35 protein-coding genes are annotated in these 21,596 nt (G+C 63.9%); 3 read left to right on the plus strand and 32 right to left on the minus strand.

Features of this window, described 5'->3' with window-relative positions:
* Positions 1–134: 134 nt before the first annotated feature.
* The 14 genes from A2J03_RS11825 to A2J03_RS11895 form a co-directional block, all read right to left on the minus strand.
* Positions 135–404, minus strand: coding sequence for a hypothetical protein (locus tag A2J03_RS11825; protein WP_068373819.1), 270 nt, complete (start codon positions 402–404; stop codon positions 135–137).
* A 65-nt stretch (positions 405–469) separates the two neighbouring features.
* On the minus strand, positions 470–853 hold the full coding sequence (locus tag A2J03_RS11830; protein WP_068373820.1) for a hypothetical protein: 384 nt from the start codon (positions 851–853) through the stop codon (positions 470–472).
* On the minus strand, positions 850–1,158 hold the full coding sequence (locus A2J03_RS11835; protein WP_068373821.1) for a hypothetical protein: 309 nt from the start codon (positions 1,156–1,158) through the stop codon (positions 850–852). Before A2J03_RS11835 ends, A2J03_RS11830 begins: the two co-directional genes overlap by 4 nt.
* Positions 1,155–2,195: a DNA adenine methylase gene (locus A2J03_RS11840; protein ID WP_231912492.1), complete on the minus strand. Its 1,041-nt coding sequence runs from the start codon at positions 2,193–2,195 to the stop codon at positions 1,155–1,157. The genes A2J03_RS11835 and A2J03_RS11840 overlap by 4 nt, the downstream gene beginning before the upstream one ends.
* 74 nt (positions 2,196–2,269) lie before the next feature.
* The gene (locus tag A2J03_RS11845; RefSeq protein WP_082897780.1) at positions 2,270–2,869 is read right to left on the minus strand and encodes a DnaB-like helicase N-terminal domain-containing protein; all 600 of its coding nucleotides are present in this window, start codon (positions 2,867–2,869) and stop codon (positions 2,270–2,272) included.
* Positions 2,870–3,752: 883 nt separating this feature from the next.
* Complete coding sequence (locus A2J03_RS11855; protein WP_068373827.1) at positions 3,753–4,133, minus strand: hypothetical protein; 381 nt, start codon at positions 4,131–4,133, stop codon at positions 3,753–3,755.
* Entirely contained in the window at positions 4,130–4,417 is a 288-nt protein-coding gene (locus tag A2J03_RS11860; protein WP_068373828.1) for a hypothetical protein, read from the minus strand. The genes A2J03_RS11855 and A2J03_RS11860 overlap by 4 nt, the downstream gene beginning before the upstream one ends.
* Positions 4,418–4,453: 36 nt before the next feature.
* Positions 4,454–4,810, minus strand: coding sequence for a hypothetical protein (locus A2J03_RS11865; protein ID WP_068373831.1), 357 nt, complete (start codon positions 4,808–4,810; stop codon positions 4,454–4,456).
* 51 nt (positions 4,811–4,861) lie between these two features.
* Entirely contained in the window at positions 4,862–5,203 is a 342-nt protein-coding gene (locus A2J03_RS11870) for a hypothetical protein (RefSeq protein ID WP_068373833.1), read from the minus strand.
* Positions 5,204–5,314: 111 nt separating this feature from the next.
* A complete protein-coding gene (locus A2J03_RS11875; protein WP_068373834.1) occupies positions 5,315–5,650 on the minus strand; it encodes a hypothetical protein in 336 nt (111 codons plus the stop codon).
* A 187-nt stretch (positions 5,651–5,837) separates the two neighbouring features.
* On the minus strand, positions 5,838–6,806 hold the full coding sequence (locus A2J03_RS11880) for a hypothetical protein (RefSeq protein WP_068373835.1): 969 nt from the start codon (positions 6,804–6,806) through the stop codon (positions 5,838–5,840).
* Complete coding sequence (locus A2J03_RS11885; protein ID WP_068373838.1) at positions 6,803–7,501, minus strand: DUF6349 family protein; 699 nt, start codon at positions 7,499–7,501, stop codon at positions 6,803–6,805. Before A2J03_RS11885 ends, A2J03_RS11880 begins: the two co-directional genes overlap by 4 nt.
* Positions 7,501–7,776 carry a hypothetical protein gene (locus A2J03_RS11890; RefSeq protein WP_068373841.1) on the minus strand — a complete coding sequence of 92 codons (276 nt, stop codon included), beginning with the start codon at positions 7,774–7,776 and terminating at the stop codon, positions 7,501–7,503. Before A2J03_RS11890 ends, A2J03_RS11885 begins: the two co-directional genes overlap by 1 nt.
* Positions 7,777–7,830: 54 nt before the next feature.
* The gene (locus A2J03_RS11895) at positions 7,831–8,280 is read right to left on the minus strand and encodes a hypothetical protein (protein ID WP_156520340.1); all 450 of its coding nucleotides are present in this window, start codon (positions 8,278–8,280) and stop codon (positions 7,831–7,833) included.
* A gap of 42 nt (positions 8,281–8,322) precedes the next feature.
* On the opposite strand from A2J03_RS11895, the gene A2J03_RS11900 reads away from it, so the two are divergent.
* Together A2J03_RS11900 and A2J03_RS11905 are read left to right on the plus strand one after the other, a co-directional pair.
* On the plus strand, positions 8,323–8,619 hold the full coding sequence (locus A2J03_RS11900) for a helix-turn-helix transcriptional regulator (RefSeq protein WP_331712371.1): 297 nt from the start codon (positions 8,323–8,325) through the stop codon (positions 8,617–8,619).
* A gap of 51 nt (positions 8,620–8,670) precedes the next feature.
* Positions 8,671–9,630 (plus strand): DUF2971 domain-containing protein, encoded by a 960-nt coding sequence (locus tag A2J03_RS11905; RefSeq protein ID WP_068373850.1) that lies wholly within the window; start codon positions 8,671–8,673, stop codon positions 9,628–9,630.
* Positions 9,631–9,705: 75 nt separating this feature from the next.
* Here the strand turns inward: A2J03_RS11905 and A2J03_RS11910 are convergent, their stop codons facing one another.
* The 7 genes from A2J03_RS11910 to A2J03_RS30525 all read right to left on the minus strand — a co-directional run bounded on the left by A2J03_RS11910 (position 9,706) and on the right by A2J03_RS30525 (position 14,077).
* Positions 9,706–11,349, minus strand: coding sequence for a ParB/RepB/Spo0J family partition protein (locus tag A2J03_RS11910; RefSeq protein WP_068373854.1), 1,644 nt, complete (start codon positions 11,347–11,349; stop codon positions 9,706–9,708).
* A gap of 97 nt (positions 11,350–11,446) precedes the next feature.
* On the minus strand, positions 11,447–11,839 hold the full coding sequence (locus A2J03_RS11915; RefSeq protein WP_068373857.1) for a hypothetical protein: 393 nt from the start codon (positions 11,837–11,839) through the stop codon (positions 11,447–11,449).
* A 193-nt stretch (positions 11,840–12,032) separates the two neighbouring features.
* Positions 12,033–12,410: a hypothetical protein gene (locus A2J03_RS11920; protein ID WP_068373859.1), complete on the minus strand. Its 378-nt coding sequence runs from the start codon at positions 12,408–12,410 to the stop codon at positions 12,033–12,035.
* Between the two features lie 69 nt (positions 12,411–12,479).
* Positions 12,480–12,809 (minus strand): hypothetical protein, encoded by a 330-nt coding sequence (locus A2J03_RS11925; RefSeq protein ID WP_068373862.1) that lies wholly within the window; start codon positions 12,807–12,809, stop codon positions 12,480–12,482.
* On the minus strand, positions 12,806–13,657 hold the full coding sequence (locus tag A2J03_RS11930) for a hypothetical protein (RefSeq protein WP_068373865.1): 852 nt from the start codon (positions 13,655–13,657) through the stop codon (positions 12,806–12,808). Before A2J03_RS11930 ends, A2J03_RS11925 begins: the two co-directional genes overlap by 4 nt.
* Before the next feature lie 28 nt (positions 13,658–13,685).
* Positions 13,686–13,922 carry a hypothetical protein gene (locus A2J03_RS11935; protein WP_068373872.1) on the minus strand — a complete coding sequence of 79 codons (237 nt, stop codon included), beginning with the start codon at positions 13,920–13,922 and terminating at the stop codon, positions 13,686–13,688.
* Positions 13,923–13,924: 2 nt separating this feature from the next.
* Complete coding sequence (locus A2J03_RS30525; RefSeq protein WP_156520341.1) at positions 13,925–14,077, minus strand: hypothetical protein; 153 nt, start codon at positions 14,075–14,077, stop codon at positions 13,925–13,927.
* Positions 14,078–14,175: 98 nt separating this feature from the next.
* On the opposite strand from A2J03_RS30525, the gene A2J03_RS11945 reads away from it, so the two are divergent.
* Positions 14,176–15,111 carry a hypothetical protein gene (locus A2J03_RS11945; RefSeq protein ID WP_156520342.1) on the plus strand — a complete coding sequence of 312 codons (936 nt, stop codon included), beginning with the start codon at positions 14,176–14,178 and terminating at the stop codon, positions 15,109–15,111.
* A gap of 151 nt (positions 15,112–15,262) precedes the next feature.
* Here A2J03_RS11945 and A2J03_RS11950 read toward each other — a convergent pair whose 3' ends face one another.
* The 11 genes from A2J03_RS11950 to A2J03_RS12000 form a co-directional block, all read right to left on the minus strand.
* A complete protein-coding gene (locus A2J03_RS11950; RefSeq protein ID WP_082897781.1) occupies positions 15,263–15,649 on the minus strand; it encodes a HicB family toxin-antitoxin system in 387 nt (128 codons plus the stop codon).
* Positions 15,646–15,846: a type II toxin-antitoxin system HicA family toxin gene (locus A2J03_RS11955; protein ID WP_008720157.1), complete on the minus strand. Its 201-nt coding sequence runs from the start codon at positions 15,844–15,846 to the stop codon at positions 15,646–15,648. Before A2J03_RS11955 ends, A2J03_RS11950 begins: the two co-directional genes overlap by 4 nt.
* Before the next feature lie 28 nt (positions 15,847–15,874).
* Positions 15,875–16,516 carry a TetR family transcriptional regulator gene (locus A2J03_RS11960; protein WP_068373879.1) on the minus strand — a complete coding sequence of 214 codons (642 nt, stop codon included), beginning with the start codon at positions 16,514–16,516 and terminating at the stop codon, positions 15,875–15,877.
* Positions 16,513–17,454, minus strand: a complete 942-nt coding sequence (locus A2J03_RS11965; RefSeq protein WP_068373880.1) for a DUF2637 domain-containing protein — start codon at positions 17,452–17,454, stop codon at positions 16,513–16,515. The genes A2J03_RS11960 and A2J03_RS11965 overlap by 4 nt, the downstream gene beginning before the upstream one ends.
* Positions 17,455–17,541: 87 nt before the next feature.
* Positions 17,542–17,805 carry a hypothetical protein gene (locus A2J03_RS11970; protein WP_068373884.1) on the minus strand — a complete coding sequence of 88 codons (264 nt, stop codon included), beginning with the start codon at positions 17,803–17,805 and terminating at the stop codon, positions 17,542–17,544.
* A gap of 5 nt (positions 17,806–17,810) precedes the next feature.
* The gene (locus A2J03_RS11975) at positions 17,811–18,224 is read right to left on the minus strand and encodes a recombinase family protein (protein ID WP_082897782.1); all 414 of its coding nucleotides are present in this window, start codon (positions 18,222–18,224) and stop codon (positions 17,811–17,813) included.
* Positions 18,225–18,469: 245 nt separating this feature from the next.
* Positions 18,470–19,285, minus strand: coding sequence for a cytochrome c biogenesis CcdA family protein (locus A2J03_RS11980; RefSeq protein WP_068049642.1), 816 nt, complete (start codon positions 19,283–19,285; stop codon positions 18,470–18,472).
* Positions 19,282–19,866 (minus strand): TlpA disulfide reductase family protein, encoded by a 585-nt coding sequence (locus A2J03_RS11985; RefSeq protein WP_068049643.1) that lies wholly within the window; start codon positions 19,864–19,866, stop codon positions 19,282–19,284. The genes A2J03_RS11980 and A2J03_RS11985 overlap by 4 nt, the downstream gene beginning before the upstream one ends.
* 44 nt (positions 19,867–19,910) lie before the next feature.
* Positions 19,911–20,537 (minus strand): TlpA family protein disulfide reductase, encoded by a 627-nt coding sequence (locus A2J03_RS11990; protein WP_068373890.1) that lies wholly within the window; start codon positions 20,535–20,537, stop codon positions 19,911–19,913.
* A 55-nt stretch (positions 20,538–20,592) separates the two neighbouring features.
* Entirely contained in the window at positions 20,593–21,231 is a 639-nt protein-coding gene (locus A2J03_RS11995) for a vitamin K epoxide reductase family protein (protein ID WP_068373892.1), read from the minus strand.
* Positions 21,206–21,596: DsbA family protein (locus A2J03_RS12000; RefSeq protein WP_156516169.1), on the minus strand; the 391-nt coding region annotated here is incomplete at its 5' end. The genes A2J03_RS12000 and A2J03_RS11995, both read right to left, overlap by 26 nt.

Genomic DNA, 21,596 nt, shown 5'->3' on the forward strand with positions numbered 1-21,596 from the left:
TTGCGCGGGTCTGGTCGTCGTCCCGCCTGGTGGTGCTGGTGTCGGGCTTGTCGGCCTTGTTGGTGCTGTTCATGATGTTCACCTCTGGGTATATGGAGCTGGGTAGTGGAGCAGAAAGCAGATGCACGAATCGTTCAGTCGTCCATGCGCTCGAGATTCCTCTCCTGTGCTTCCATGACGTGGAAGATGACGACGTCCGACGGCGGGATGATATTGACCATCACTTCGAGGAGCGGTCCCCCCGGCCTGAGCGGCGGGCCGATGTACAACGTCGGTTTCACCTGCCCTGGAACACGGGAATCATCGAACTCATCCTCGACGTAGTAAGCGTTGTGTATCGCGTTCAGGGCATCCGCGCGGTCAACTTCGTGCTTGTCTGCGCTTTGTGTCCACTTGATCCCCATACCTAGTAGTGTACTACAAAACCTGTGGTTGTGTAACACAAAACCGTTACCCAGTGGTGGGGTGGTCAGGCAGAGCGTCGCACCGTAGCCGGTGATCGGGTGGGTGATTCCCAACGTCCGGTGTGTCCGTTGTAGCGGCGTCCGTGGGTGTCGACGCCGCGGGTGTCTCGTTCGTTGCGGGGTCCGGTGCGGGTGCGGGGGCTGTCGAGGTCGACCCGGTCACCGTTGTAGTCGAATGCGATCCCGGCGAGCACCATCGATGCGGGTCTGACTGCGCCGGCCGCGAGTGCGGATCGGCACGCGGTCAGCAGTGGGCACTCGAACCGGCACACCCGAACCGACGCCTTCAGTACCTCGACCGTCGAGGCGTCCAGGTCCCACGACGCGGGGTCGAGGCTGCACGGCGCGGCAGGCTCGTCGTCGACCGTCCGCACCGTCTCGGCGGTCATCGCTGCTCGGCCGGGTCTGCGAGGTAGAGCCGCGCCGAGGCTGCCCAGGCCGTAGATACCGCACCGTCGAGACGACGTAGCGCCTCGCGGGCTGACTGGACGTGGGCGGCGGCGGTGGCAGCGAGTGCGTCCGGATCCCCGCTGCTCGACTCCCCGGTGCCGTCGACTGGTTCGCACCGCAGCCCGTGGTCGGTGTCGGGCCACGCGGACACATCGTTGGACAGCCCGGTGAGTGCGTGTTCGAGGACTGCGATCTTCTCGGCGATGGCGGCGAAGCGGTCGCCGGTTTCGTTCGGTGCTCTCATGTGTGGCGGGTCTCTTTCCGTGTGGTGGTGGTGTGTCGGTGGGCGCGGACTCGGCAGGCGGGCGAGCAGAAGCGTCTCGGGCGTCCGGTCGCGGGTTGAGTGAGCACTCTCGCGCAGTCGGCCGCCTGGCAGCGGGTTTCGTTACATTCCGCGCTCGTGCTCGGAGTTCCGTTACATGCCGGGTCCGAGTCGTCGAGCGCATCGATGCGCAGCGGTCGGTTGGACCACAGCACTTCGGTGCGGTGCTCCCAGGTTCCGCTCTGGCTGGTGTGTGAGCGCAATTCTGTGCGGTACCAGTCGCGGTAGAGCTTCCGGTCGTAGAGCTCGCTGGCGTATCCGGAGAGAACCACGCTCGCCTGGCAGGCGTGCAGTCGTTCGGCGAGAGCGTGATGGTCTGTTGCGCTGGTCATTTCGGTGCGGTAGTTGCGTGTCCGGACTTCGCCGACGTAGGGCGGGTCGGCATAGATGACGGTCCGGCGTCCGGTGCCGTAAGCCTCGATCACCTCGAGTGCGTCACGGTGTTCGAGTGAGACGCTGCGCAACCGAGCGGCGAGAGCGTCGATGCGTGCGACGTACCCGGCAAGGCGACGCGGCATCGACGTCGACGCGGAGTCGGAGGTGTCGTGTCGCCATCCGGTGTTGCGCAGGGTTCCGGTGCGACCGGCGGTCAGGCACACCCAGATCCGGCGGGCCCGTTCGATATCGTCGAGATCCTCGGGGCGCTGTAGCGCGGCGGTCCGCTCGATGCGTGAGTGCGGGGTCAGCGCGCAGGCCCGCACCAGGTCGTCGGGTCGCTCACGCAGGATCCGCCAGAAATGGACGATGTCGCCGTCGAGGTCGTTGATCGTCTCCAACCGAGCCGGGGCCTTGGCGAACAGCACCGCGAGCGATCCTGCATACGGTTCGACGTACTGGGTGTGGTCGGGCAACGCTGCGGCGATCGCTGAAGCCAGGCGCGTCTTTCCGCCGTAGTAAGCGAACGGTGGGCGCAGCACGGGCCTGCCCGGTGTCCGCGTCGACGTAGTACCCGACCGCACGTCAACATATCTTGACGTTTGATTCGACACGGGTCGATCCGTCCGGACCGTGCCGGTGGCCTTATCGGTCGCAGTCACTGCTTTCCTCGAAAGGCGTTGAGCCTTTGCCACAGTGCGCGTTGAGCGCGCCCGTACTCGACAAGATGATCGAACAGGTATTCCTCCGGTAGCTCTTCAGCGGCCTGGACGATGGACGCTGCCACGGTTCGATAGCTGCGGCGGTACGCCTGGGAGAGCACGATGTCTGCGTAGTGAGTGGCGGCGGCACCGGATGCCCCTGCGGTGATGACTTCATTCAGACGGCGTCGCAGGGGCGCGTCCTTGGCACCGCCGGATCCGGACCGAATGAACACTGCGGTGACACTCGCCGGGTCGTAGGGGTCGCCGGCCGCGACGAGGTCGGCGGCGACGGTGAACACCCGCCGGTAGAGGACGTCGTCGAAGTCGTCGGCGGTCATGGTCTCGGCAATGCGTTGATCCTCGGTGGGCACTCCCCCGGTCTGAGCGCTCCACATCAATGCACACAGCAGCAGGGCTTCGGGGTCGGTCGCGGGGTCGTAAACACGCTCGTGCGCGATGACGGCCTGGACCTCGGACACCGATTCGACGGGTGCGAGGTCCGCGCGAGCATTGTCGTCGTCGCCGGGCGTAGGGACTGAACGGAGCGGTTTCACCGCGGGAACTCAGTTACGAAGTGCCAGGCGGCGGCGACGGTAGTGGGCATAGCTCTCTCCTTCACGGAATTGCTCTATTGACTTCCATTCTATGTCAATAGCAGCCTTTATGCCAGGGTAATATTTGCCAATAAATTCGCGTTTTACTTTGTCCCACATGGGTTTTCCAGATTCAAATAAAGGGCAGTCGTCGTCCTGTAGCGGAATTTAATAGCTATTCCCAACCGGCCTTCGTCGTCCCTTTATTGCTGCGTTAATGGCCGTTCCCCGCCCGGCTCCAGATCCAACCAAGCTGCACGAGGGTTCCAGTTGTCAGAGAGACGTACCTCGATGTAATCGATTGGCATGATTCGCTGACGCAGCGCGAACGTGAGGATCGCGGGCCGCTTCAGTCCGAATTCGTTGTTGGCTACGGACACTCTGCGGGGGAAGCTGTGGAGCGCGCCCGCCGCGCTGCGGCGATCGCGAGTGACGTGTTCGGCCAGGTCAAGCAACAAGCGGTCTACGCGCTTGGGCGGAGGGCGTGTCGGTGAGGGCGATTGCAGACCGTACTGGCATTCCGAAGAGTGAAGTCAGTCGAATCTCGCGACGCCTGACAGGTGTCCCTGTGGGTCGCCGCGATGCCGAACTATCGAAGACGGTTGGCGCGGCGTCGATCACACCGCACCCGAGTGAGGACCGTGAGCAGGTACGCGAGCAAGTCCGTGCGGCCTGGGGTCATCGATGATTTCGAGATGATGTGGGGTTCTACTTCGATCTTTCTTCGGAACGCACTGCGCCGCCGGAGCTGGTGCTCTACGGCGGCGCAGTGTGGGTACAGCAGGACGGATCGGAGGCGGTCATGCGGGGGTGGACCGGTCCCGCCCGGTAGCGCTGATACGTGTCAGCGGCGTTCGCGGTTGATCAGTTCGTTGAGGTACTTGGCGTTGTTGACGTGTTCGATGGTCTCTGTGGTGTATTTCGCGTCGAGGCCCTTGTTGGTGCGGTGCAGGGTCCAGGAGTATGCGAGGGCGAGAAACGGGAAGGCAAGTTCGATGATGCTGATGTGGTTGCCGTCGCCGCTGAAACTTCGGAGGACGTTGTAGGCGGCGGCGATGACTGCGATCAGTCCGAGTGCGTATGCACTGATGGTGCGGAGGGTGATGCGGAGTTGGTTGTGGGTGTCTGCGGCGGCCATGTATTGCTGGACGGTGTCGTCGGTGTAGTCGCTGCGGAGTTGGCGGCGAAGTCTGGTGTGGTCGCGGTACGAGGTGAGGATGTTCATCGGGTTTCCTGTTCGGCGGTTTCGCGGCGGCGGCTGGTGCGTAGCGCGTGGATTGCGACGGGGATGATGACGAGTGTTGCTGCGGCGACGAGGATTTTGGCGAACCATTGGGCGAGGTTGTTGGTGTCGTCGAGGGTGGTCCACAGGCCGATGTTGAGCACGAGGACCCCGGCGATCATGAGCACGAATGCGAGGTCGGCGAGTCTGGGCTTGGTTTTGTCGCGGAGTGCGATGCTGCCGATGCCTGCGGCCATGACGATCAGTAGTCCGGCTGTGATGAGCATGTTTCTTCTCTCCCCCGATGTGTGTGTTTGTGGTGGTCAGTCGTGGGTGTGGCCGTTGCGGGCGCGGTCGATGATGTCGTCGGCGTCGATCTGCTCGAGGAAGGTCGGGTAGCGGGTGGCACGGATCCGGCGCAGATAGATCAGTGGGACTGTGAGAGCGAGTGCCATCGCGATGGTGAGGACGAGGGCTACGGGTGTCGACATTGACCGGTCGGTGTTCACGGCGAGAATCGCGAAGGCTGTGCTGGCGACCCAGTGGAATTGTGCGTTGCGGAAGTTCTTCGTCGAGGACGGGCCGACGGTGTAGCGGTAGTGGAAGTACATCGCGGCAACGATGTTGACAGCCGCGAACAGGAAGGCGACGGTGCTGACAATGTCGAGATATCGATCCATGAGAAGTGACTCCTTCAGTTGGGCAACGCCCGCGGTCGGTCAGCGGTGGGCTTATTCGTGGTTGTCCAGCGTGAGACCGACGGTTTCGGTAATGCGTTCCTGGGCGCGGTCGCGGCCCCGCTCGCGGATCTCGGCAAAGAAGACCACCAGAGCGGCCCCCGTGAGTCCTAGTCCGATGACCATGGCAGGGGTGTACTCGGTGAAGATGCCGAGCAGGACGCTCGCACTGCCTCCGATCGTGAACAACGCCAACCCCAGACTGCGGAGTCTGGCCAGTTGAGCGTGGTAAGCAAGTTCGGCGCTCCTGTAGGCGGCGTAGTTGTCGTGGGACCTGTGCGCCAGTAAGTGCTGGCGCTCTCGGTTTCGCCGCATACGTGCGGAGATGATGTTCATGTGATGGTTCCCCCCGGGGAATGGCGTCGTAGTGACAGCGATGGTGCCATGTGGGTCCGACAGTGGCTACGAGAGCTGGCGCGGCGAGCGTGTTCGCTTCGAGCCTGCGGCTTAGTGTTCGCGGTGGTCGGATGCATCGTCATCGGCGATCGAATCGAGGAAGCCGGGCTTGCGGGCTACGTAGTCCTCGCGTGTGTAGATCATGAGGCGGCGCACGATGTGGGCCATGACCACGACGCCGATGACGAGGACAATCTGCCACACCGCGTCAAGATCACGGTGGGTGAGAACAGCTACGGCGCAGAGCACGACGGAGATCACCACCAATCTGGTGCTGACGGTGTACAGCGTTGCGTTCGTGGGGTTTTGGATGTAGACGTACCCGGTGACTGCGGTCGCCATCAGTGCCACGATGGCGACGAACGGAATGATCTCGGTCAATTCCATACCGTTGTCCTCTCTCGCATCGAGGAGCGTGGTCGCCCGCTCCGCGCGGTAGCGGTGCTCAGTGCACTCGTTCCGCGATCTGTCGTGTCTGGCATCGTGTTTTCACCCGGCGGCGGCCTGGGGATTGTCGATTGTGCCGGGCTGGTCCGACGTCGCACTCTCGGCCGGACCAGCCCGGTTTCCTCGTTCAGTGGGTGAGTTGCTTGCGTGTGGTGGTTTCTATGGCGGTCTTGGCTCGGGTGTAGATGCGGTCGGGGATGGTGATGAGGCCGGCCGCGAGACGTTCGACGGTCTGCAACGCGGTGTCGCGTTCCTGTCCGGTAGCCGAGTCGTCGAGCGCGAGGTTCAGGGCGCTGCGGATGCGGCGCACGATGCGCGTGTCGTCTTCGCTGCTCACGCCCATGCCGATGGTGCGGGCATGGGTGTCGGCGCTGTCCCAGGCGCTGCGAGCGGCATGGGCGGCTGAAGCGAAGGCCTGCACGCGGTCGCTGCTGTCCGGGCAGGTGAGGGGACGTAGGGCAGTGGCATCGGCGAATGCGTCGATGAACGCGGCGGTGCGGGGTTCACTGAGATCGTCGAGCAGTGGGCGGGTGAAGATGGCGTACGGGTCGGCGATGTATGCGGCGTATGCGGCGGCGACGTCGTCGTAGATGGCCTGCGCTGCGGCGAAGTCGGTGTCGAGTGTGCGTTGCGCTGTCCTGCGGTCGATGATGTGACTGCGGGTGCGGGTGATCAGGTATGCGGTCAGTGCCAGTGCTGCTGCGCCGCCGCCGATCCAGATCAGTGGTGTCCAGTCCGTGGGGGTCGACTCCGTCATCTCGCGCGCCACATCGGCTGGCGCGGTGGTCGGCGGCTGGGCAGCAGTAGCGGCCGATTCCTCGGCGCCGGGGCCGGTATCTACGGTTCGGCCGATGATCGTGCCGAACACGGGTCCGGCGATCGTCATGAACAGTCCCCCGCCGATCGTGCCCACCGCTGGACCTGCAGGCTCACCGCGGAGGGAGTGCTGGTGCAGCTGCGCAATCCCCGCCACGATCGCGACGATTCCGAACACTCCCACCCCCCAGGCGAGGTAGGGCGCAACGGCGGCGATCATGCCGAAGAACACGTCGGCACCCTCCGGGTGCTGGGGTGCGAGCGAATCCGGTGTGTTCATCGTGAGCCTTTCGTGGGCGTGGTTTTGAGGTGTGTGGATCGGTGTTGACGGTCCAGGTGTGCGCGTGCGACGGCAGCGGCGACGTCGTAGCCACCCCACGGCGAACGGTCCGGCACGCAGCGGTTGCCGACGTGGCCCTCTGCTCGGCGGGTGATGACCGGCCAGCCCTGCGGGCGGTCACCGATCATGGCGGTGACTTTCGTGGACCACCGGGCGGTTTTCTCGTGGGGCCGATCGGGGATCTCGATTGCGAGGTCGTCGAGCCAGCCGGGGTGAGCGTGATCGAGGGCATCGCACACTGCCTCGTCGCTGTCGGCGCGGTTCTCCCCTTCCCAGTCGCAGCCGGTGCACGCGGCGCGGTGGAGGTTGCCGCCGACGCAGTGACAGGTCTTCTCACGCAGCGTCCAGGTGCAGGAACAGTGCAGACCGGCCCAGAGGGAGGTGGGCTGGCAGGTGGCGGTGGGCTGTGATGGTTCGCAGGTTCCGGGGATGAGGGCGTGGGAGGTGCGGTAGCTGTCGAAGTTTCCCCACGTGCTTTGCCAGGCGTGGAATTCGGCGAGGCGCGCGGCCGGTCCTCTGGTGGTGCTGGCGAACAGGCTCGGTACCCCGTGGATTTTCTCGTGTCGGGCTTGGTCGTCTGCGGCGACCTCGGCGAACATCTCGAAGATGTCGATCTGCCCTGTGGTCTCGGCCATCACCGCAGGCTTGCGTTCGGTCGGGGCATGGACTGCACGGTCAGCAGCAGGCGCACATGGCGTGCGTCGACGACGACGGGATAGGTGCCGCTGTACCAGGCACCGGGTGAGTCGATGATGGCCGTGACCTCGACTCGGCCTGCGGGGGCGGGGTGGTATTCGAGGATCTCGACGATGGTGCCGTCGAATTGCGGGTCGAGCGAGACGAGTTTCATCCCAAGTCCTGTGAGGCTGCGGTGGGTGTCGGTGGTGGGCGCGGCGAGGGTGGTGGTCATGGGCACTCCAAAGGTCGAGGCGAGAGGAAATGCGGCGGCGTAGGTGTCGAGCGTTTAGGTGACGTCCTCGACGGTCAGACGCCACATCGTGCGTGCGATTCCGACGGGGTCGGTCCCGGTGATCGGCCAGTCCGACACCGGGATCCAGCTCGCGGTCGCCGGTGTGGTGGCAGTAGCTCGGCGGTGTCTGCGTCGGTCGTATCGCACGTAGAGCCCGTCGCCGGGAACCTCGACGAGAGCCATGCGTCCGGTGTCGTGACCGTCGTAGACGATGTAGTCACCGTCGAGGCGAAACATCGGGAAGTCGTCCGGGTCGAGCCTGTCGCTGATCGCTCGCAGGGCGGGGATCACGGCGGGCGGCATCGGTTCGGGCGTGAAGCGCTCCGGAGTGTCGAGGACCTGTGTCATGACGGCCTTTCGGATCGGGGTGCAAGCTCGGGGTGTACGAGGAATCAGGACGTGAACAGCTCTGCCTGCCAGCCGCTTTCGGGTGGTCGAGGCCATACCCCAACTATACAGCGCTTCGCTGTATAGTCAAGGTGTTCGATGGATTTATTACAGCGCTCGGCTGTAGAGTCCGGGTATGTTCGCTATCGAGATACACCCGTCCCCAGTCGAGCCGTGATGGCCGAGGAACTCTCACTTCCCGATGTACTGGCCTTGATCGAGAGCACGACCGGTAAGACGATCGCGGCCTCGACGTGGCGCGCTTACGTCGCACGCGGTCAAGCCCCGAAACCGACCCGCCGTGTAGGCAGGGAACCGCTGTATTCGACCGAGGAGATCGAGCAGTGGATCGCGGGCCGTCCTGGACGCGGCTCACGGACCGACCTGCGTCCATGACACTGTCGTCACGGCTTCGAGGTTGGACGCGGAGAAGGAAGGGCGCACACCGTGGGGTCCGTTGAGCCAGCAGGCCGGAGTGAGATAGAGGTTCCTGAGTTCCCCACGTCGACGCTGTGGCACTACACGACCACCGCCGGCCTTCTCGGCATCCTCGCCAACGTGGACAGGAAAGCAGACGAGGGGGTGCCCCGGTCCGAGACGTACAAGCCGATACTCCACGCCTCCGCAGCTCAGTTTCTCAACGACCGACGCGAACTGACCTTGGGGCTGGGCCTGGTGAAGGACGGTTTGGTAGAGCTGGGTATCCGGGGGGCCTTCGACAACACTCCCGCAGCCAAAACCTTCCTGCAGGAGGTCGCCCGCGCGATTCAGGAGGTCATCGACCAGACGTACCCGGACTACATTCACTGTTCGACCGTCTCGTTCTCGACCGAACCGGACTCACTTAGCCAGTGGCGCGCCTACGGCCAAGGCACTGGCGGCTTTGCTATCGGCTTCGACCCGGCGTTGTTCCCTCGCAGCACCACTTCCGAGCGAGTAGGAGGGCTCGGATTGCAAAAGGTCACCTACGTCACCGACACCATCGAGGACCGTCTACTCGACGCCTTCCACCTGTTCATCGCACAGGCCCAGACCGAGGTGCGCTCAGGCAAGCCCACTAAGTTGGCGGTGAACAAAGCCGTTCAGCGACTGGCTCTTCGTGCCGCCAGCGTGAAACACACAGGCTTCTCCGAGGAGGCCGAATGGCGTTATGTGGAGCCGGGTTTCGGTCACCAACGCGCCGAAACCAACGATCCGGACTTCAAGGCCGGGGCAGCAGGTCTCGTCCCCTACCGGAAGATCGAACTACCGGCGGACGCCGTGACCGAACTCTGCGTCGGTCCGGGGGCCGTACCAGTACGAGAACTATCTGGCCGCGCGGTCGATGCTGTACCGCTACGGGTACGTCGCTGCATCGCACAAAGTGCAGCGTTCGGACACACCGTTCCGCTGACACTACGAACCTGATCGTCAACATATCTTGACGAATGAGACGGGCCCCGGCCATCGGATGATGGTCGGGGCCCTCTTTCGCCTGGATTGTCAGGCTTCCTCGTCGGCGACGGCGGCGTGGGCTGCGTCGATGGTGATGTTGCCGATCGCGGCCTGCTCTACGGGCGTCAGGGTGTGTCCGCTGTCGGCGAGGAAGGTCAGGTAGCTGTCGATGCCGACCATTCCGCGGTAGTGCTTGGAGGAGAACCGCCAGTAGTCCTTGGAGTCCTGGGGGCCGGTGAGTCGGGCCTCGAACGCGGTGAGCACGCGGGCCAGGAGCAGTACTTCGGCGCGTGCGACGGTGCCGTTGTCGGCTTTCTGCGGGGCATCGCTCAGTGGTGAGCCCATGATGTCGGCGTAGCGCTGATGTGTTTTGGATTCGGTGAACACGTCACCGTGGGTGGCCAGGGCGGTCACGATCCATTTGGTGGCGTTCTTCGGGGCGGTATTGCCCGACAGGAGGCCGGTGAGGAACGTGCGCCGGGACTCGGTGGCGGTCGCCCCGGCCCGGTTGAGCGCTTTGACCTTCCGGCGTTCTGCCCGCTCCTTCTCGACTCGTTCGGCCTCTGCGCGAGCAGCTTGTCGTTGAGCGGGAGTCAGCCCGTCCTGCGGATCGCCAGCATCGGATGCGCCGTTGGCGGTGGCGATCCGCTCGGGTGCCAGTTCGAGGCCGGCCGCAGCACGGTTGTCGTGATGGAGAAAGAACTCGTAGCGCCAGGCGGGGATCTTCTCGACCGTGTTGGCGTGCAGCTGCCCGTCGAACGGCTCTACGTCGTCATCCTCGTCGACGGTGTCGAAGTCGATGTCGTCTTCGTCGACCTCCTCGCGGGTCTTCTTGTCCACCCAGGTCGATCCGGCCTCGTAGACGTAGACGTGCCACAGGTGCGGTGCCTGCTCAGGGGCGTCGGCTGCGATGGGTTCGCCGTCGGCGGTGCGCAGGTCCGCGACGGAGAACCAGTCCCCCGTGCCGGTGGACGGTTCGTCGTGGAGCAAGGCGAATCCGCGTGCGGTGTAGTCCGCAGCAGCGGCGCTGGTAGCAGCGCGCTCGGCGACACGGCGCTGCAGATTGTTGAGGTGGTACTCGACGCCGAATCCGCGCTCGAAGATCGAGTCGATGGTGTCGGTGATCCACGGCTCGGCCTCGGCGGCGTCCTCGAGGTCCGCGAGCAGCGCGGCCGCTTCGAGCGTGAGCTGACGGTCGTCGAGCTGGCTGCGGGCGCGTTCGGACCGTCCTGCCCGACCGGCCTTTTCGACGTACGCCTTGGGTACATGCAGCGCTGTCGCGACCTTCTGCACGCTCAACTCCATATCGAGCAGGTCTGCGACGGCGGCAGCCCGCTGGCCCCTGGTGAGGGGTTCGCGCTGATCGTTGCAATTGACCTGCTCGGTGATCCGATCGATGCCTTCAGCCTTCTCATCGGCACTTTGCTCGCGCACCATCACCGGGATCGAGGAAAGACCTGCCTCTCGGGCGGCGAGGGTGCGGCGCTGCCCGTCGCGAACGGCAAGGGTGCCGTCTGCGCGGCGGACCGCCGAGACGGCCTGCCGCACGCCGAGTGCGGCGATGGAGGCGATGAAGTCTGGGTCGTCGGTGATGGCCACGCCGTCGCGGACGTTCTCGGCGATGTCGAGTTCGTTCGGGTCGGCCTCGACGAGGGTGTATGCGGATGACGGTGCGGATGCAGTGGTGGTCATTGGTCTGCGTTCTCCCCTGGTGTGGTGTGATCAGTGGTGAGGCACCGGGCAGATATCAGCTGCCCGGTGCCTCGTCCATTCGAGTCCAGCCGGTCGGTCAGTGTCCGTAGCACTGCGGGCAGTCGGGGTCGCATTCGATGGCGAACAGCACATTGACTGCGTCATCGGGGCTGCACTCGACTGCGACGACATCACCGAAGTCCGTTGCGACAATGCCGGATCGGGTGATGGCGAATTGCCAGGTCGGGTCGTCGCCGCCGGTCTCGTCGATGTCCGCCCATTCCCCGACCACCTGGTAGCCGTGCTCGGCGAGCAACTGAACCGCCGCGAGTGGAGTCCAGTCCATCGGGGCATGCTCTTCGATACCCGTCGCGTGCAGATACCCAACTTCGATGTCGTTGCTGCGGACGGACACTCCCACGCCGCGATCAGGTCGGCCATCGCCAAACTCGGAGGTGACGGCGGTCAGATTCTTCTCGGTTTCTCCCATACCCCAACTATACAGCGTTGCGCTGTAAAGTCAAGGGCTGCAACGCTTTTCGATGAAGCCCGAACGCCGCTCCAATGTCGAAAACTCCGCTACTGCGACGGGCGCCGAAAGGGTTTTGACGACGTCAGCGGCTTCGACATCGGCAGGCCGCCGCGCTGGCCTCCGCACTCACCTCACCGAGGCTGCCCCGCGCCTACTCGTGCCTGGTGGGATTCTGCGTCCGGGGACGCAGATTGTAGGTGCCGTACCACTGCTGCGCGGCCTGCTTGCTCATACCGAGGATCTCGCCGATCTTCGACCAGGGCACCGGGCGCTCCTGGCTGCGGAGACGCCCGATGATCGCGTACCGATCGGCGATCATGGTCGAGGCCAAGAATGCGTTGATCTCGAGCGCATCGATATCGGAGACCGCATCGGCCATACGCTGCTCGGAATTCGCCTCCCACGTCGCAGCGTCCTTGTTCCCGCTCTCCCGCAGCGTCTCCGCCAGTTCGATATCGAGCAGAGCTGCCTTGTACTCGTCGTACAGCGCGGTCAACTCGGGTGCAGTGAGAACTTTCTCCGATTCCATAGCGTCAACATATCTTGACGCTATAGTTCCGTCAAGATATGTTGACGATTCTTCGTCATCGCAGCCTTCTCACCTGAGAGGCACAGCTGCGTCCGCCGGGCACCATTGCCGGTCGACCTGAAGGAAACCCATGCTGTTCCCCGTCGGAATTCTGTAGCTCAAGCTGCATATCCACTGTCCACGTGATGTTTTGGCCCAGGCATGCAACGTCCCCTGGACCTTGATGTCCATCGCGAGACCTTCGGCGCGGACCTTAAGCGGGGTACCGTCACGGAACGAGCCCCCAGCCGCCCCGGCGACCGTCAGGGAGACATCGACCAGGACCGGCATCGGTGGGTCGACGATGCGGCGCGTGGGCGGCTCGAACGCGGTGGGCCAGTTCTCGTAGAGCTCGGTCATTGCGCCGCCGCCAACCGATCCGTCCCGAGATCGACGGCGGCGTCTTCGGCCACCGGCTCCCAGCGCAGTCGGCGATCCCCGAACGATGGGGCCGTGAGGGTGTAGCGACCGGTGCGCTGCGATATCCCGCGCCCATGAACCGTCGTTTCGATGGTGACCGACCGCAACCGCCCCCTCCCCTGCTCGATGCCGCCGTATCCGACGGGACGAGAAGTGATCGTCAGGTCCAGACCTGGCATGCGCCCATCGGTGATCGCGAAAATCCCAGCGTGCGTACGTGTCCGGGCGAGTATTGCCCTCGCCCGGGTAGGTGGCACGTCGCGGTCGTGCACGGTGGTCACGACCAGATCGACACCGTCGACGCAAATGCTTGCGGCATCCAATGGGTCTGCTTGGCCGGGATCTATCAGTGCGATCTTCGACAGATCTCCACCCTGCTCGTGGACAGCAAGAAGCCCGAATTTCGGTTGGCCGATCAGCGCGACGTGATGGCCGGCCGCACTGGCTGCCGCGACGAGGCCGACGAGAATCGAGCCTGCCCCGGTGATGGACAACGCCGTTCCGCGGGCCAGCGCGCCGTGTGGCAGCAATTCCGACAGTGGTGTGGGCGTCAGAATGGTTCGCAAGCTCCGTGCCCGCAGCGTGGCCGTGAGCGGCTCGGCAATCGCGGCTTCTGTTGGGACCGTCTCCGCTACCGACTCCGGTACGGGCGCAATCGGGTCGGGCAGTTCCGTGGGCGCGTGGTCGCGACGCCCCGGGATGGAGGCCATCTGTCGGCGCAGTGCTGCGAGCTGGGCGGCCTTGTCGAGCCCGGCCAGGTCGGGCGCGGCGTTGGCGATACCGGCCATGAGATGCGCCTTTCGCCGAACGGATCAGTCATCCCAATCTATGCGAACACATGTTCGATGTCGAACTACCTGCGTGCGTCTCTTCTGGATGCAGCTCGTACGCTCTCGCGGCGTCGAGGACGTGTTCGAGTGAGAGTTCGGGATCGCCGGTGAGGTGGCGGTGGTCGGCGAGGATCCGCACCACGTCGTCCAGGGCATCGCGCACGGTTGGGTCGTCGGGGTCATAGCCCTCGTCGATGATGGATGCGCGTTCGATGGGGTCCATATCTAGTTCGACGCAGCGGCATCGGGTGCGGTTCCCGTGTCGCAGATCAGGTCGTCCGAGTCTTCGTAGCGGTAGGCGCGCTGTCCGCTCGGTAGGGTCACCCACCCTGCCTGCCCGTGGTCGGAATCAGAAACGAAACTGCGGTCATCGGCCATGAAGGCAGTATCCCCCGCAGCAGCCGCGAAAACCGATTGCTGTCCGGTGCCGCGACTACGCTGCCGGTGAGGACGTCCCGACGCCGAAAGAGGTCCGAATGCCACTGCCCGACCCTGGGATGCACAACGTCTATTCGAACATGGACGATGACGAAATGGCCATTGCGAAGCGGCTACTGGACCAATTCGCCGATGCCGTGGCCGTAGAGCTCACCGCACGAGGTTTTCGGTCGACGCATTCGCTCATCTTTCGGCCGTGCTCGATCGCCTTCCTACGTGACGTCGACAAGAAAGTCCTCGCGTTTGCACGTACAGGTGGCGCTGGCACGCCTTCACGTTTCTGGTTGCACCACGACGACGAAACGGTCCCTGATTCCGTTGCGTTCCTAGACATGCTCCAAAACGAATACGACTGGAACATCGGCCTCCAGGTCGATCTACCCGGTAACCCACCTTCCGTTGACGCCATCACGCAGGCCGCAGCTCACCACGCAGAAGAGGTTTCAAGATCCATGACATTCGCGCAGCTCGGCGACACCTCCCACGTTCGGCACCTCGACGAGCACCTCAAGACCTTCCTGGCCGATCATCCTTCGTACGACCGGAACGTGTTCGTCATGATGCGATTCAATAACTCACCTCAGCTCGAAGAAGTCTTCAAGACCATCAAAGACACACTCGCAGCGAAAGGGATGAACGCCGTCCGAGCCAGCGACCGCGACTACACGAGCGAATTGTGGACCAACGTCGAGGTCTATCTGACTGGATGCAAGTACGGAATCGCCGTCTTCGAGGACATCGACGAGCGTGACTTCAATCCCAACGTCTCACTGGAACTGGGCTACCTGATGGGGCGGGGAAAAAGGACGCTCCTCCTCAAAGAGAAGCGCCTCAGAACCCTGCCTGCAGATGTCGTGCACCGGCTCTACAAGGCGTTCGACTCGTACGACATTCCGACGACCGTCGCCGCCGAGGTCGCACGCTGGATCGACGTCGATCTCAAGCTCGCCCACGCTCCGGCGTCCGGCAGCTAGCCGCTGGTGTCCGTGGCGTCCTGAACCGTGTCGATATGCAGTCGTCGATCCGATTCACCAGGCAGGAGCCGCACAGGAGTGTCGGCGACGGTCGGGGCACGTCGCATTTCGGTCACCCGACGGCCCGGTCGACGGCCCCCAGCTTCGAGGCTCAATTGTTGACGAGCTGACTGGCTCGCTGAAACGTCACTCCGAGAAGCGCTCCGATGTCGCGGACGGGCACCTGGGCATCGGCAAGTTTCTTCGCGAAGGCCTCGGTGCTCGCTCTGACGCGGGCTTCATCCTCGGCCAGGCGTGCTCGTTGGGTCGCGATCTCGGCGATACGGACCGCCAGATCCTCTCCCCCGGGTTCGAGCTCGATGTGCTGGTCGATCTCGACGTCGGCGAGGGCGACACCGGTTTCGAGGGCGATCAGTTCTTTCGCCGCGGTCGGAACATCGTCGACGCGACGGGCCTGGGTGAGAGCGTCGAGTTCGGGGACAGCGATCATCCACCACTTGCCGTCCCTGGTCACCGACACCGTATAGGTCTTGCTCACTGCTGGGCCTCCTTCATCGCTGCGAGGATCTTGCGGTAGACGCCGGGCGAGATCGTCCGGTGCCCATCGGGCACAGTCACTTTCACTGCACCATCGGCCGAGACCCACGTACTGTGCGATCCCACCGTACGTACCGAGGTGAACCCGGCCGCCTTGAGGGCCTTGACCACTTTCCGCGTTGGCTGCTCGGTAACCATGACTCTAGTCTAGCCGATTGGACACTTTCTAGTCAAGTGAGCTAGACAATTGTTCTCGCGCATACACGAGATGACGTGTCGGCGCGGTCTTAGTGGCTGCGGCGGCGACAACAGTATCGAGGGACTCGGTGTATCCGCTTCGGACCGATGCCGTGACCCCAACCGGGACGATGTGAGCTAGCAAGCGGTGACCCGCCAGCGACACCGCCAGTACACGCCCGAACTTCTCAGCCGTGAAACCGTTGCGTAAGCACTCCAATTCGTCTGCTTCTGCCGCGAGTTGAACCGCGGCCTCTTCCCATGCCAGTGTCGGGCGTCGGTCGATAAATTCCGGCTCCAGACTCAGCCTGGCCTCGGCGCGCAATGCAGGTTCGTCGCTGAAAGCTGTCGCTGCGTCATCGACGAGCCCTGCGATGGCATCGAGAGGATGGACGTCGACCTCGGTGGCCCATCGCGTCGCGATGGTGGAGTAGACGGTCGCGGCGGCATCCAGCACGGCTTCGGCGAGTTCCTGCTTCGACGCGAAATGAAAGTACATTGCACCTTTGGTGCACCCGGTGGTGTCGAGAATGCGGTTGACCGACGATGCGGCATAGCCGTAGTTGGCGAATTCCCTTGCAGCTCCTGCTATCAGGGCTGCGCGGGTCTTGACCGCTCGCTCTTGGGTCATCGGCTCGCACCCACGTAGTCCCGGTCGATAACCGCCGGTGCGTAATCCTCGTCGGACCGATACTCCGCGTCTGCATCTTGGACGTCGACGTTCTGGTCGGCATGCGCAGGGGCCAGGGTCTGCTGGTGGCCGGTCGACGGGACGGTGCTGCGCTCGTTGGCGATCTTCTGCTGCACCTGGGTCCAAGTCTTGATGTGCCGGGAGACTGTGGAGGTGTGGAGATCGAGGTGGCGTGCGATGTCGCTCAGCGACCAGTCAGGGTGCGCAAGGTACAGGTCGACGCTGGTCCACACGGCGGGCTTGAGCAGGCCGTTGTCGAGGTCTTCGTCAATCCTGTCGATTCCCGAAACCGTTCCGGCGCTGCTGTTCTCGACATCCGCGCGGTCAGTCGGGACGTCGTCCCGAGCTGGTGCGGTGATGTCGTCGCGGGTACCGGCAGTGTCGATCTTGGTCGTGGTCCGGCGGCGGCGGGGTGCACGTAGGACGACGGCGACGATCTCGCTCATCGTCAGGACCATCGCGGGCGCTAATGCTGCTATTGCTGCTGCGACGGCGGCGTTGAGGACTGTAGCGGTCAACACGGCGTGGTAGGCGTTGCCTGCGATGGACAGGATCGCCGAGACGGTCAGAACTGCCACGACGAGTCGCCGGCCTCGTTTGGTGGCGGCGTCAGTGTGCTGGGAGAGGGCGATCCGGATGACGGCGGCGGCGAGGATCGGTCCGTCGAGGGCGACGGGGATGACCCAGGCGTCGGCGGGGTGGATGCCGGCCATGACGGCGAGGTCGAGCAGGGTGGAGAAGGACAGTTTGAACGAGGCTGCGCCGACAATTATGGCGATGGCCAGGCCGGTGATCAGGGCGCCGGTCAGCACGCGCGGGTGGATGTCGAGAGTGTCCTCGCTGGTGGCGTCGAGGTCAGGGGTATTAGCGTGAGTCATGATCGCAGGTCCGTTCTGTGATCGACCGGCCCCGGCGGTGTGTCCGCACTGCCGGGGCCTTCGTGGCCGGATGGGGTACTTGGTTGCTCACAACCGGGCGCGGAGATCCTCGAACCACTGCGCCGCGGTATTGAGATCAGGCAAATCGATGTCGTATCGAAGACGTTCCAAGGCATCGACTTCGGTGTAGTCGAGGTCGGCGAGCTTTCGCATGTCTTGCAGAATGACGGCCACCGCGAGGAGTTCACCCATCGACCACGCGGGCCAGGGTTCACCCGACTCATTGCAGGTCCGGGCGAACTGGGCTTTGGCGAGCCAGTCTGTGGCGTAGCGATCCGCGGGGGTGGTCATCGGGGTCAACTCCTGGTCGTCGTGGCGCGGGGGGGTGGGGAATCGCGATGCTGGCGGGCGCGAACAAGCGCGGCGTAGACAGCCGACCGGCTCAACCCGTAGAGATCCATGAGCGCAGCAGCACCGTATTTACCGGACTCGTAGTCTTCGAGGATGCGTTCATGTTGCAGCGCAGTAAGTTTGGGCTTGCGGCCGGTCATTCGGCCTTCCGTCTTGGCGATCGCGACTCCCTCGCGGGTGCGAGCACGGGTCAGATCGGCCTCGAACTCGGCCATAGCGCCGAGGACGGTGAAGAACATCCTGCTGATTGGATCGCCGGGGTTGTAGACCTGCCCACCGTAGATCAGACGCGCGCCTTTGGCGTCGAGTTCACCGACGATTGCATGTGTCAGTTTCAGAAGACGACTGCATTGTTTCAGAAGTGGACTGCACTACCCGCCTTTCAAACGATCGCGAGCGCGTCTCGTTCTACCCGTGCGAGGGTGAAGTTGTCGTGCAGGGCGGGACCGTACTCTCGGGCACCCGACGACCATCGGACGCGTTTCGGGCCGGCAGGCCTGCGGCACCGACAGTCAGATCACGGTCAGATAGATCAATGCGACCCTGAAAATAGTTCGGGCACCCGAACTTCGCAAACGGGGGTTGGCGACACTCCACACTTACCTCAGATAGGCAACACGACGGCAGTGACGAATTCGTTGCGTATCCAGGCGATGAACAGCCCCCATGCGCCTGTCAGGAGCGCGACGCCGACGGCGATCATGATGATGCCGCCCGCTGTCTTGATCTTCTGGGAGTTCCTCCGAAGCCACCCGACGCTGCGCATCGCCGAACTCGAGCCGAACGCAAGGACGACGAACGGCAGGCCCAGTCCCAGACAGTAGGCGACGATGAGAGTGACCCCGCGCGCTGCGGTTGCACCTTCGGTGCCTGCCGCAACGGAGATCACTCCTGCCAGAGTCGGACCCAAACATGGTGTCCAACCGAGAGCGAACACACCACCGAGTAGCGGTGCGCCCGCGAGCGAGGAGATCTGTTGGGGTGCGAATCGGGTGTCGCGTTGAAGGGTGGGAATCAACCCGATGAAGGCCGCACCCATGATGATGGTGATGACGCCGCCGATGCGTTGGAGTACTTGCTCGTTGATGCGCAGTGTGCCGATGACTCCGAAGATCGAGGCTGTGGCGAGGACGAAGACGATCGTGAATCCGGCGACGAACAACGACGCGGCGCCGGCCACACGCCACCGGCGTGCCAGCGGCGCCGAGGGCGCTGTGCTGTTCGGGGTTTCGAGCGATCGGGCATCGGCACCGGCGATGCCCGCCAGGTAGGACAGGTAACCCGGAACCAGCGGCACGACGCATGGGGAAGCGAACGAGACCAGTCCGGCGAGCATGCATGCACCGATCGCCAGCACCAAAGGGCCGCTCGATGCGGCGTTCTGAAATGTCGACCCGATGTCTTGGGCGAGAAGGGTCATTCGGCCGCTATCCGTTCGACGACGGGAAGGAGGTCTTCGGTGAGCAGGGCGCGCATGAAGACCGCCGCCACTCGATGCTGGCGATCGAGTACCAGCGTCGAGGGAATCACGCTGGTCGGGTAATTCCCGCCGAGTGCGATCAGCGTCCGCATCGAGGGGTCGTAGATCGAGGGGTAGGAGACGTTGTTGTCGACGACGAAGTCCTGCGCCTTGTCCTTCTGCGGATCTCGAACATTGATGCCGAGGAACTGCACACCGCGCTGGCGGGTGGATTCGTAGACCTCTTCGAGGTCGTCGGCTTCGCCGCGGCAGGGGCCACACCATTGACCCCAGAGATTGATCACCACTACCTCACCGTCGTAGTCCGACAGAGCGGTGTTTCTGCCCTCCTCCATCAGGTCGGGACCTGCGAGTTCGCCGATGATTCCCCGTGTTTCGGGCGGATCGTAAAAAATGTCGGTTTGGCCACCGGGTGCTACGAAGTCGAAGCTACCGCCGGTCGAGGCGGCGTCGGCACCGACGGAGCATCCGGAGCTCACCACTACGATGGCAAGGATCGATGCTAGTGCCGCGGCAGGCATCGAGACCTGGTGGCGTGTACGTACCCACGTATCTCGGCGACGTCTCATGAGGTGAAATCCTTTACTGCAGTGCGGATCTGATCCGTTGTCTCGAACACCGTGGGGTCGGTCAGACGCACGATGTCCCCGCCCGGTGTGAGGAGGAAGCTCAGGGGCAGAACCGGTGGAGCCGACAGCGCGTTCTGGACGTCGCCGTCGTCGATGTAGTTGGGGTACCGAATGCCTAGTTCCGTGAGCAGCGCGGCCGCATCCTCGGGTCGGTCCTCGACGTCGATTCCGACGACCCGGATCGCGTCGGGTTCGGCGGCGTAGCTGTCGAGTACAGGCATTTCTGTGCGGCACGGGGCGCACCAGGAGTCCCAGAGATTGATCAGAGTCATCTCACCGCCCAGAGCGTCGGCGAGGTCGACTTCGGCGTCGTCGCCGATGCAGCTCGCCGTCACCCCGGCAAGTGGTCCGCGGCGTCCGGGCACCGGAACCGGGCACGGCGACATTGCTGGGTCCGCGGTGGCGGTGGCGGTGCCGGGGTGGGGCGGGCTGGACGGTGTGGGTCCGACCGGCACGATGGTGTTCGTGACGGATGCTCGATCGTCGGCGCTGGACCGGGGCCACAGTGCGACGATCGATGCGACAACAACTATGAGCATGACAATCGACCAGCCGCGCGTCATCGGCCCGACCTTCTCTTTTCAGAGCGCGGCAGAGGGGCCGACGGTTCGTGGCGGGTCATAGCAGCGTGGACCAGTACGGCCAGAAGCGTTGTGCGATCAGGGTGATCAGGGCGAGAAACCACACGGTCAGCGGGATGGAGTGATTGCCGAGCACAGCGTCGGACCACTGCCGGAGAGCGGGTGTGGACCCGGCGCGGTGAAGGTTCCGCAAGGTGACGTACCAGAATATCGGGACGGTGACTGCCCACACTGCCATACAGTACGGGCACAGGGTGCCGATCTCGTAGAGGCTCTGTCCGATCAGCCAGAGTACGAAAACTGCGGCGGCAGTGACACCGACCTGCAGTGCACCCCAGAACCACTGCGCGAACACAGCACCGGAGACAAGGCCGGCACCTACTGCTGCCACGACGGCGAAGCCTGCGATCCCGAGGAGGGAATTGGGGAATCCGAACACCGACGCCTGATCGGTGTTCATCACCGATCCGCAGTTGAGTACCGGGTTGATGCTGCATGTCGGGGCGTAGGCAGGATCGAGGGCAAGAGCAAACTTTTCCGCCGTGAGTACGAATGCGGCGGTCAGTCCGATCAGCCCTCCCACCAGCAGAACCCAGGGCAGGCTCCGATCGAAAGGCCCGCGCTGACGGGGTCCGGTGGCAGCCGTGGGGTCAGCCGAGTGCAGCGTCGAGGGCATCGGCGAGGTCTCCGTAGGTGGTGGGCTCGATTTTGGTGCCGTTGAGGAAGAAGGTCGGGGTGCCTTGCACGCCGAGCGCTATCCCGTCCGCGACGTCGGCTTCGATGCGGTCGAGTGTCGCAGGGTCGGTGTAGGCGGCATCGAAGGCGCTCATGTCCAGTCCCTGCTCGACTGCGAAACTGCGAAACAGCTCGTCCTGGGGAACCTGCTGCTCACCCCACTGCGCCTGCGTCTCGTACATCCGCTGATACATCGCCTCGAAGCCGCCTTGCTGGGCTGCAGCTTCGACTGCTCGCGCCGCGCGTTCGGCATTGAAGTGCGAGGTGATGGGAAAGTAGCGGGCCACGAAGCTCACCCGGTCGCCG

Source organism: Rhodococcus sp. EPR-157, assembly GCF_001647195.1.
GTDB lineage: Bacteria > Actinomycetota > Actinomycetes > Mycobacteriales > Mycobacteriaceae > Rhodococcoides.

What these genes read in the sequence shown, in the direction of transcription:
- A2J03_RS11825 (WP_068373819.1), bottom strand. Translation starts at nt 404, where the DNA reads ATGGGGATCAAGTGGACACAAAGCGCAGACAAGCACGAAGTTGACCGC.
- A2J03_RS11830 (WP_068373820.1), bottom strand. Translation starts at nt 853, where the DNA reads ATGACCGCCGAGACGGTGCGGACGGTCGACGACGAGCCTGCCGCGCCG.
- A2J03_RS11835 (WP_068373821.1), bottom strand. Translation starts at nt 1,158, where the DNA reads ATGAGAGCACCGAACGAAACCGGCGACCGCTTCGCCGCCATCGCCGAG.
- A2J03_RS11855 (WP_068373827.1), bottom strand. Translation starts at nt 4,133, where the DNA reads ATGAACATCCTCACCTCGTACCGCGACCACACCAGACTTCGCCGCCAA.
- A2J03_RS11860 (WP_068373828.1), bottom strand. Translation starts at nt 4,417, where the DNA reads ATGCTCATCACAGCCGGACTACTGATCGTCATGGCCGCAGGCATCGGC.
- A2J03_RS11865 (WP_068373831.1), bottom strand. Translation starts at nt 4,810, where the DNA reads ATGGATCGATATCTCGACATTGTCAGCACCGTCGCCTTCCTGTTCGCG.
- A2J03_RS11870 (WP_068373833.1), bottom strand. Translation starts at nt 5,203, where the DNA reads ATGAACATCATCTCCGCACGTATGCGGCGAAACCGAGAGCGCCAGCAC.
- A2J03_RS11875 (WP_068373834.1), bottom strand. Translation starts at nt 5,650, where the DNA reads ATGGAATTGACCGAGATCATTCCGTTCGTCGCCATCGTGGCACTGATG.
- A2J03_RS11880 (WP_068373835.1), bottom strand. Translation starts at nt 6,806, where the DNA reads ATGAACACACCGGATTCGCTCGCACCCCAGCACCCGGAGGGTGCCGAC.
- A2J03_RS11885 (WP_068373838.1), bottom strand. Translation starts at nt 7,501, where the DNA reads ATGGCCGAGACCACAGGGCAGATCGACATCTTCGAGATGTTCGCCGAG.
- A2J03_RS11890 (WP_068373841.1), bottom strand. Translation starts at nt 7,776, where the DNA reads ATGACCACCACCCTCGCCGCGCCCACCACCGACACCCACCGCAGCCTC.
- A2J03_RS11895 (WP_156520340.1), bottom strand. Translation starts at nt 8,280, where the DNA reads ATGGCCTCGACCACCCGAAAGCGGCTGGCAGGCAGAGCTGTTCACGTC.
- A2J03_RS11900 (WP_331712371.1), top strand. Translation starts at nt 8,323, where the DNA reads ATGGATTTATTACAGCGCTCGGCTGTAGAGTCCGGGTATGTTCGCTAT.
- A2J03_RS11910 (WP_068373854.1), bottom strand. Translation starts at nt 11,349, where the DNA reads ATGACCACCACTGCATCCGCACCGTCATCCGCATACACCCTCGTCGAG.
- A2J03_RS11915 (WP_068373857.1), bottom strand. Translation starts at nt 11,839, where the DNA reads ATGGGAGAAACCGAGAAGAATCTGACCGCCGTCACCTCCGAGTTTGGC.
- A2J03_RS11920 (WP_068373859.1), bottom strand. Translation starts at nt 12,410, where the DNA reads ATGGAATCGGAGAAAGTTCTCACTGCACCCGAGTTGACCGCGCTGTAC.
- A2J03_RS11925 (WP_068373862.1), bottom strand. Translation starts at nt 12,809, where the DNA reads ATGACCGAGCTCTACGAGAACTGGCCCACCGCGTTCGAGCCGCCCACG.
- A2J03_RS11930 (WP_068373865.1), bottom strand. Translation starts at nt 13,657, where the DNA reads ATGGCCGGTATCGCCAACGCCGCGCCCGACCTGGCCGGGCTCGACAAG.
- A2J03_RS11935 (WP_068373872.1), bottom strand. Translation starts at nt 13,922, where the DNA reads ATGGACCCCATCGAACGCGCATCCATCATCGACGAGGGCTATGACCCC.
- A2J03_RS30525 (WP_156520341.1), bottom strand. Translation starts at nt 14,077, where the DNA reads ATGGCCGATGACCGCAGTTTCGTTTCTGATTCCGACCACGGGCAGGCA.
- A2J03_RS11945 (WP_156520342.1), top strand. Translation starts at nt 14,176, where the DNA reads ATGCCACTGCCCGACCCTGGGATGCACAACGTCTATTCGAACATGGAC.
- A2J03_RS11955 (WP_008720157.1), bottom strand. Translation starts at nt 15,846, where the DNA reads ATGGTTACCGAGCAGCCAACGCGGAAAGTGGTCAAGGCCCTCAAGGCG.
- A2J03_RS11960 (WP_068373879.1), bottom strand. Translation starts at nt 16,516, where the DNA reads ATGACCCAAGAGCGAGCGGTCAAGACCCGCGCAGCCCTGATAGCAGGA.
- A2J03_RS11965 (WP_068373880.1), bottom strand. Translation starts at nt 17,454, where the DNA reads ATGACTCACGCTAATACCCCTGACCTCGACGCCACCAGCGAGGACACT.
- A2J03_RS11970 (WP_068373884.1), bottom strand. Translation starts at nt 17,805, where the DNA reads ATGACCACCCCCGCGGATCGCTACGCCACAGACTGGCTCGCCAAAGCC.
- A2J03_RS11980 (WP_068049642.1), bottom strand. Translation starts at nt 19,285, where the DNA reads ATGACCCTTCTCGCCCAAGACATCGGGTCGACATTTCAGAACGCCGCA.
- A2J03_RS11985 (WP_068049643.1), bottom strand. Translation starts at nt 19,866, where the DNA reads ATGCCTGCCGCGGCACTAGCATCGATCCTTGCCATCGTAGTGGTGAGC.
- A2J03_RS11990 (WP_068373890.1), bottom strand. Translation starts at nt 20,537, where the DNA reads ATGACGCGCGGCTGGTCGATTGTCATGCTCATAGTTGTTGTCGCATCG.
- A2J03_RS11995 (WP_068373892.1), bottom strand. Translation starts at nt 21,231, where the DNA reads ATGCCCTCGACGCTGCACTCGGCTGACCCCACGGCTGCCACCGGACCC.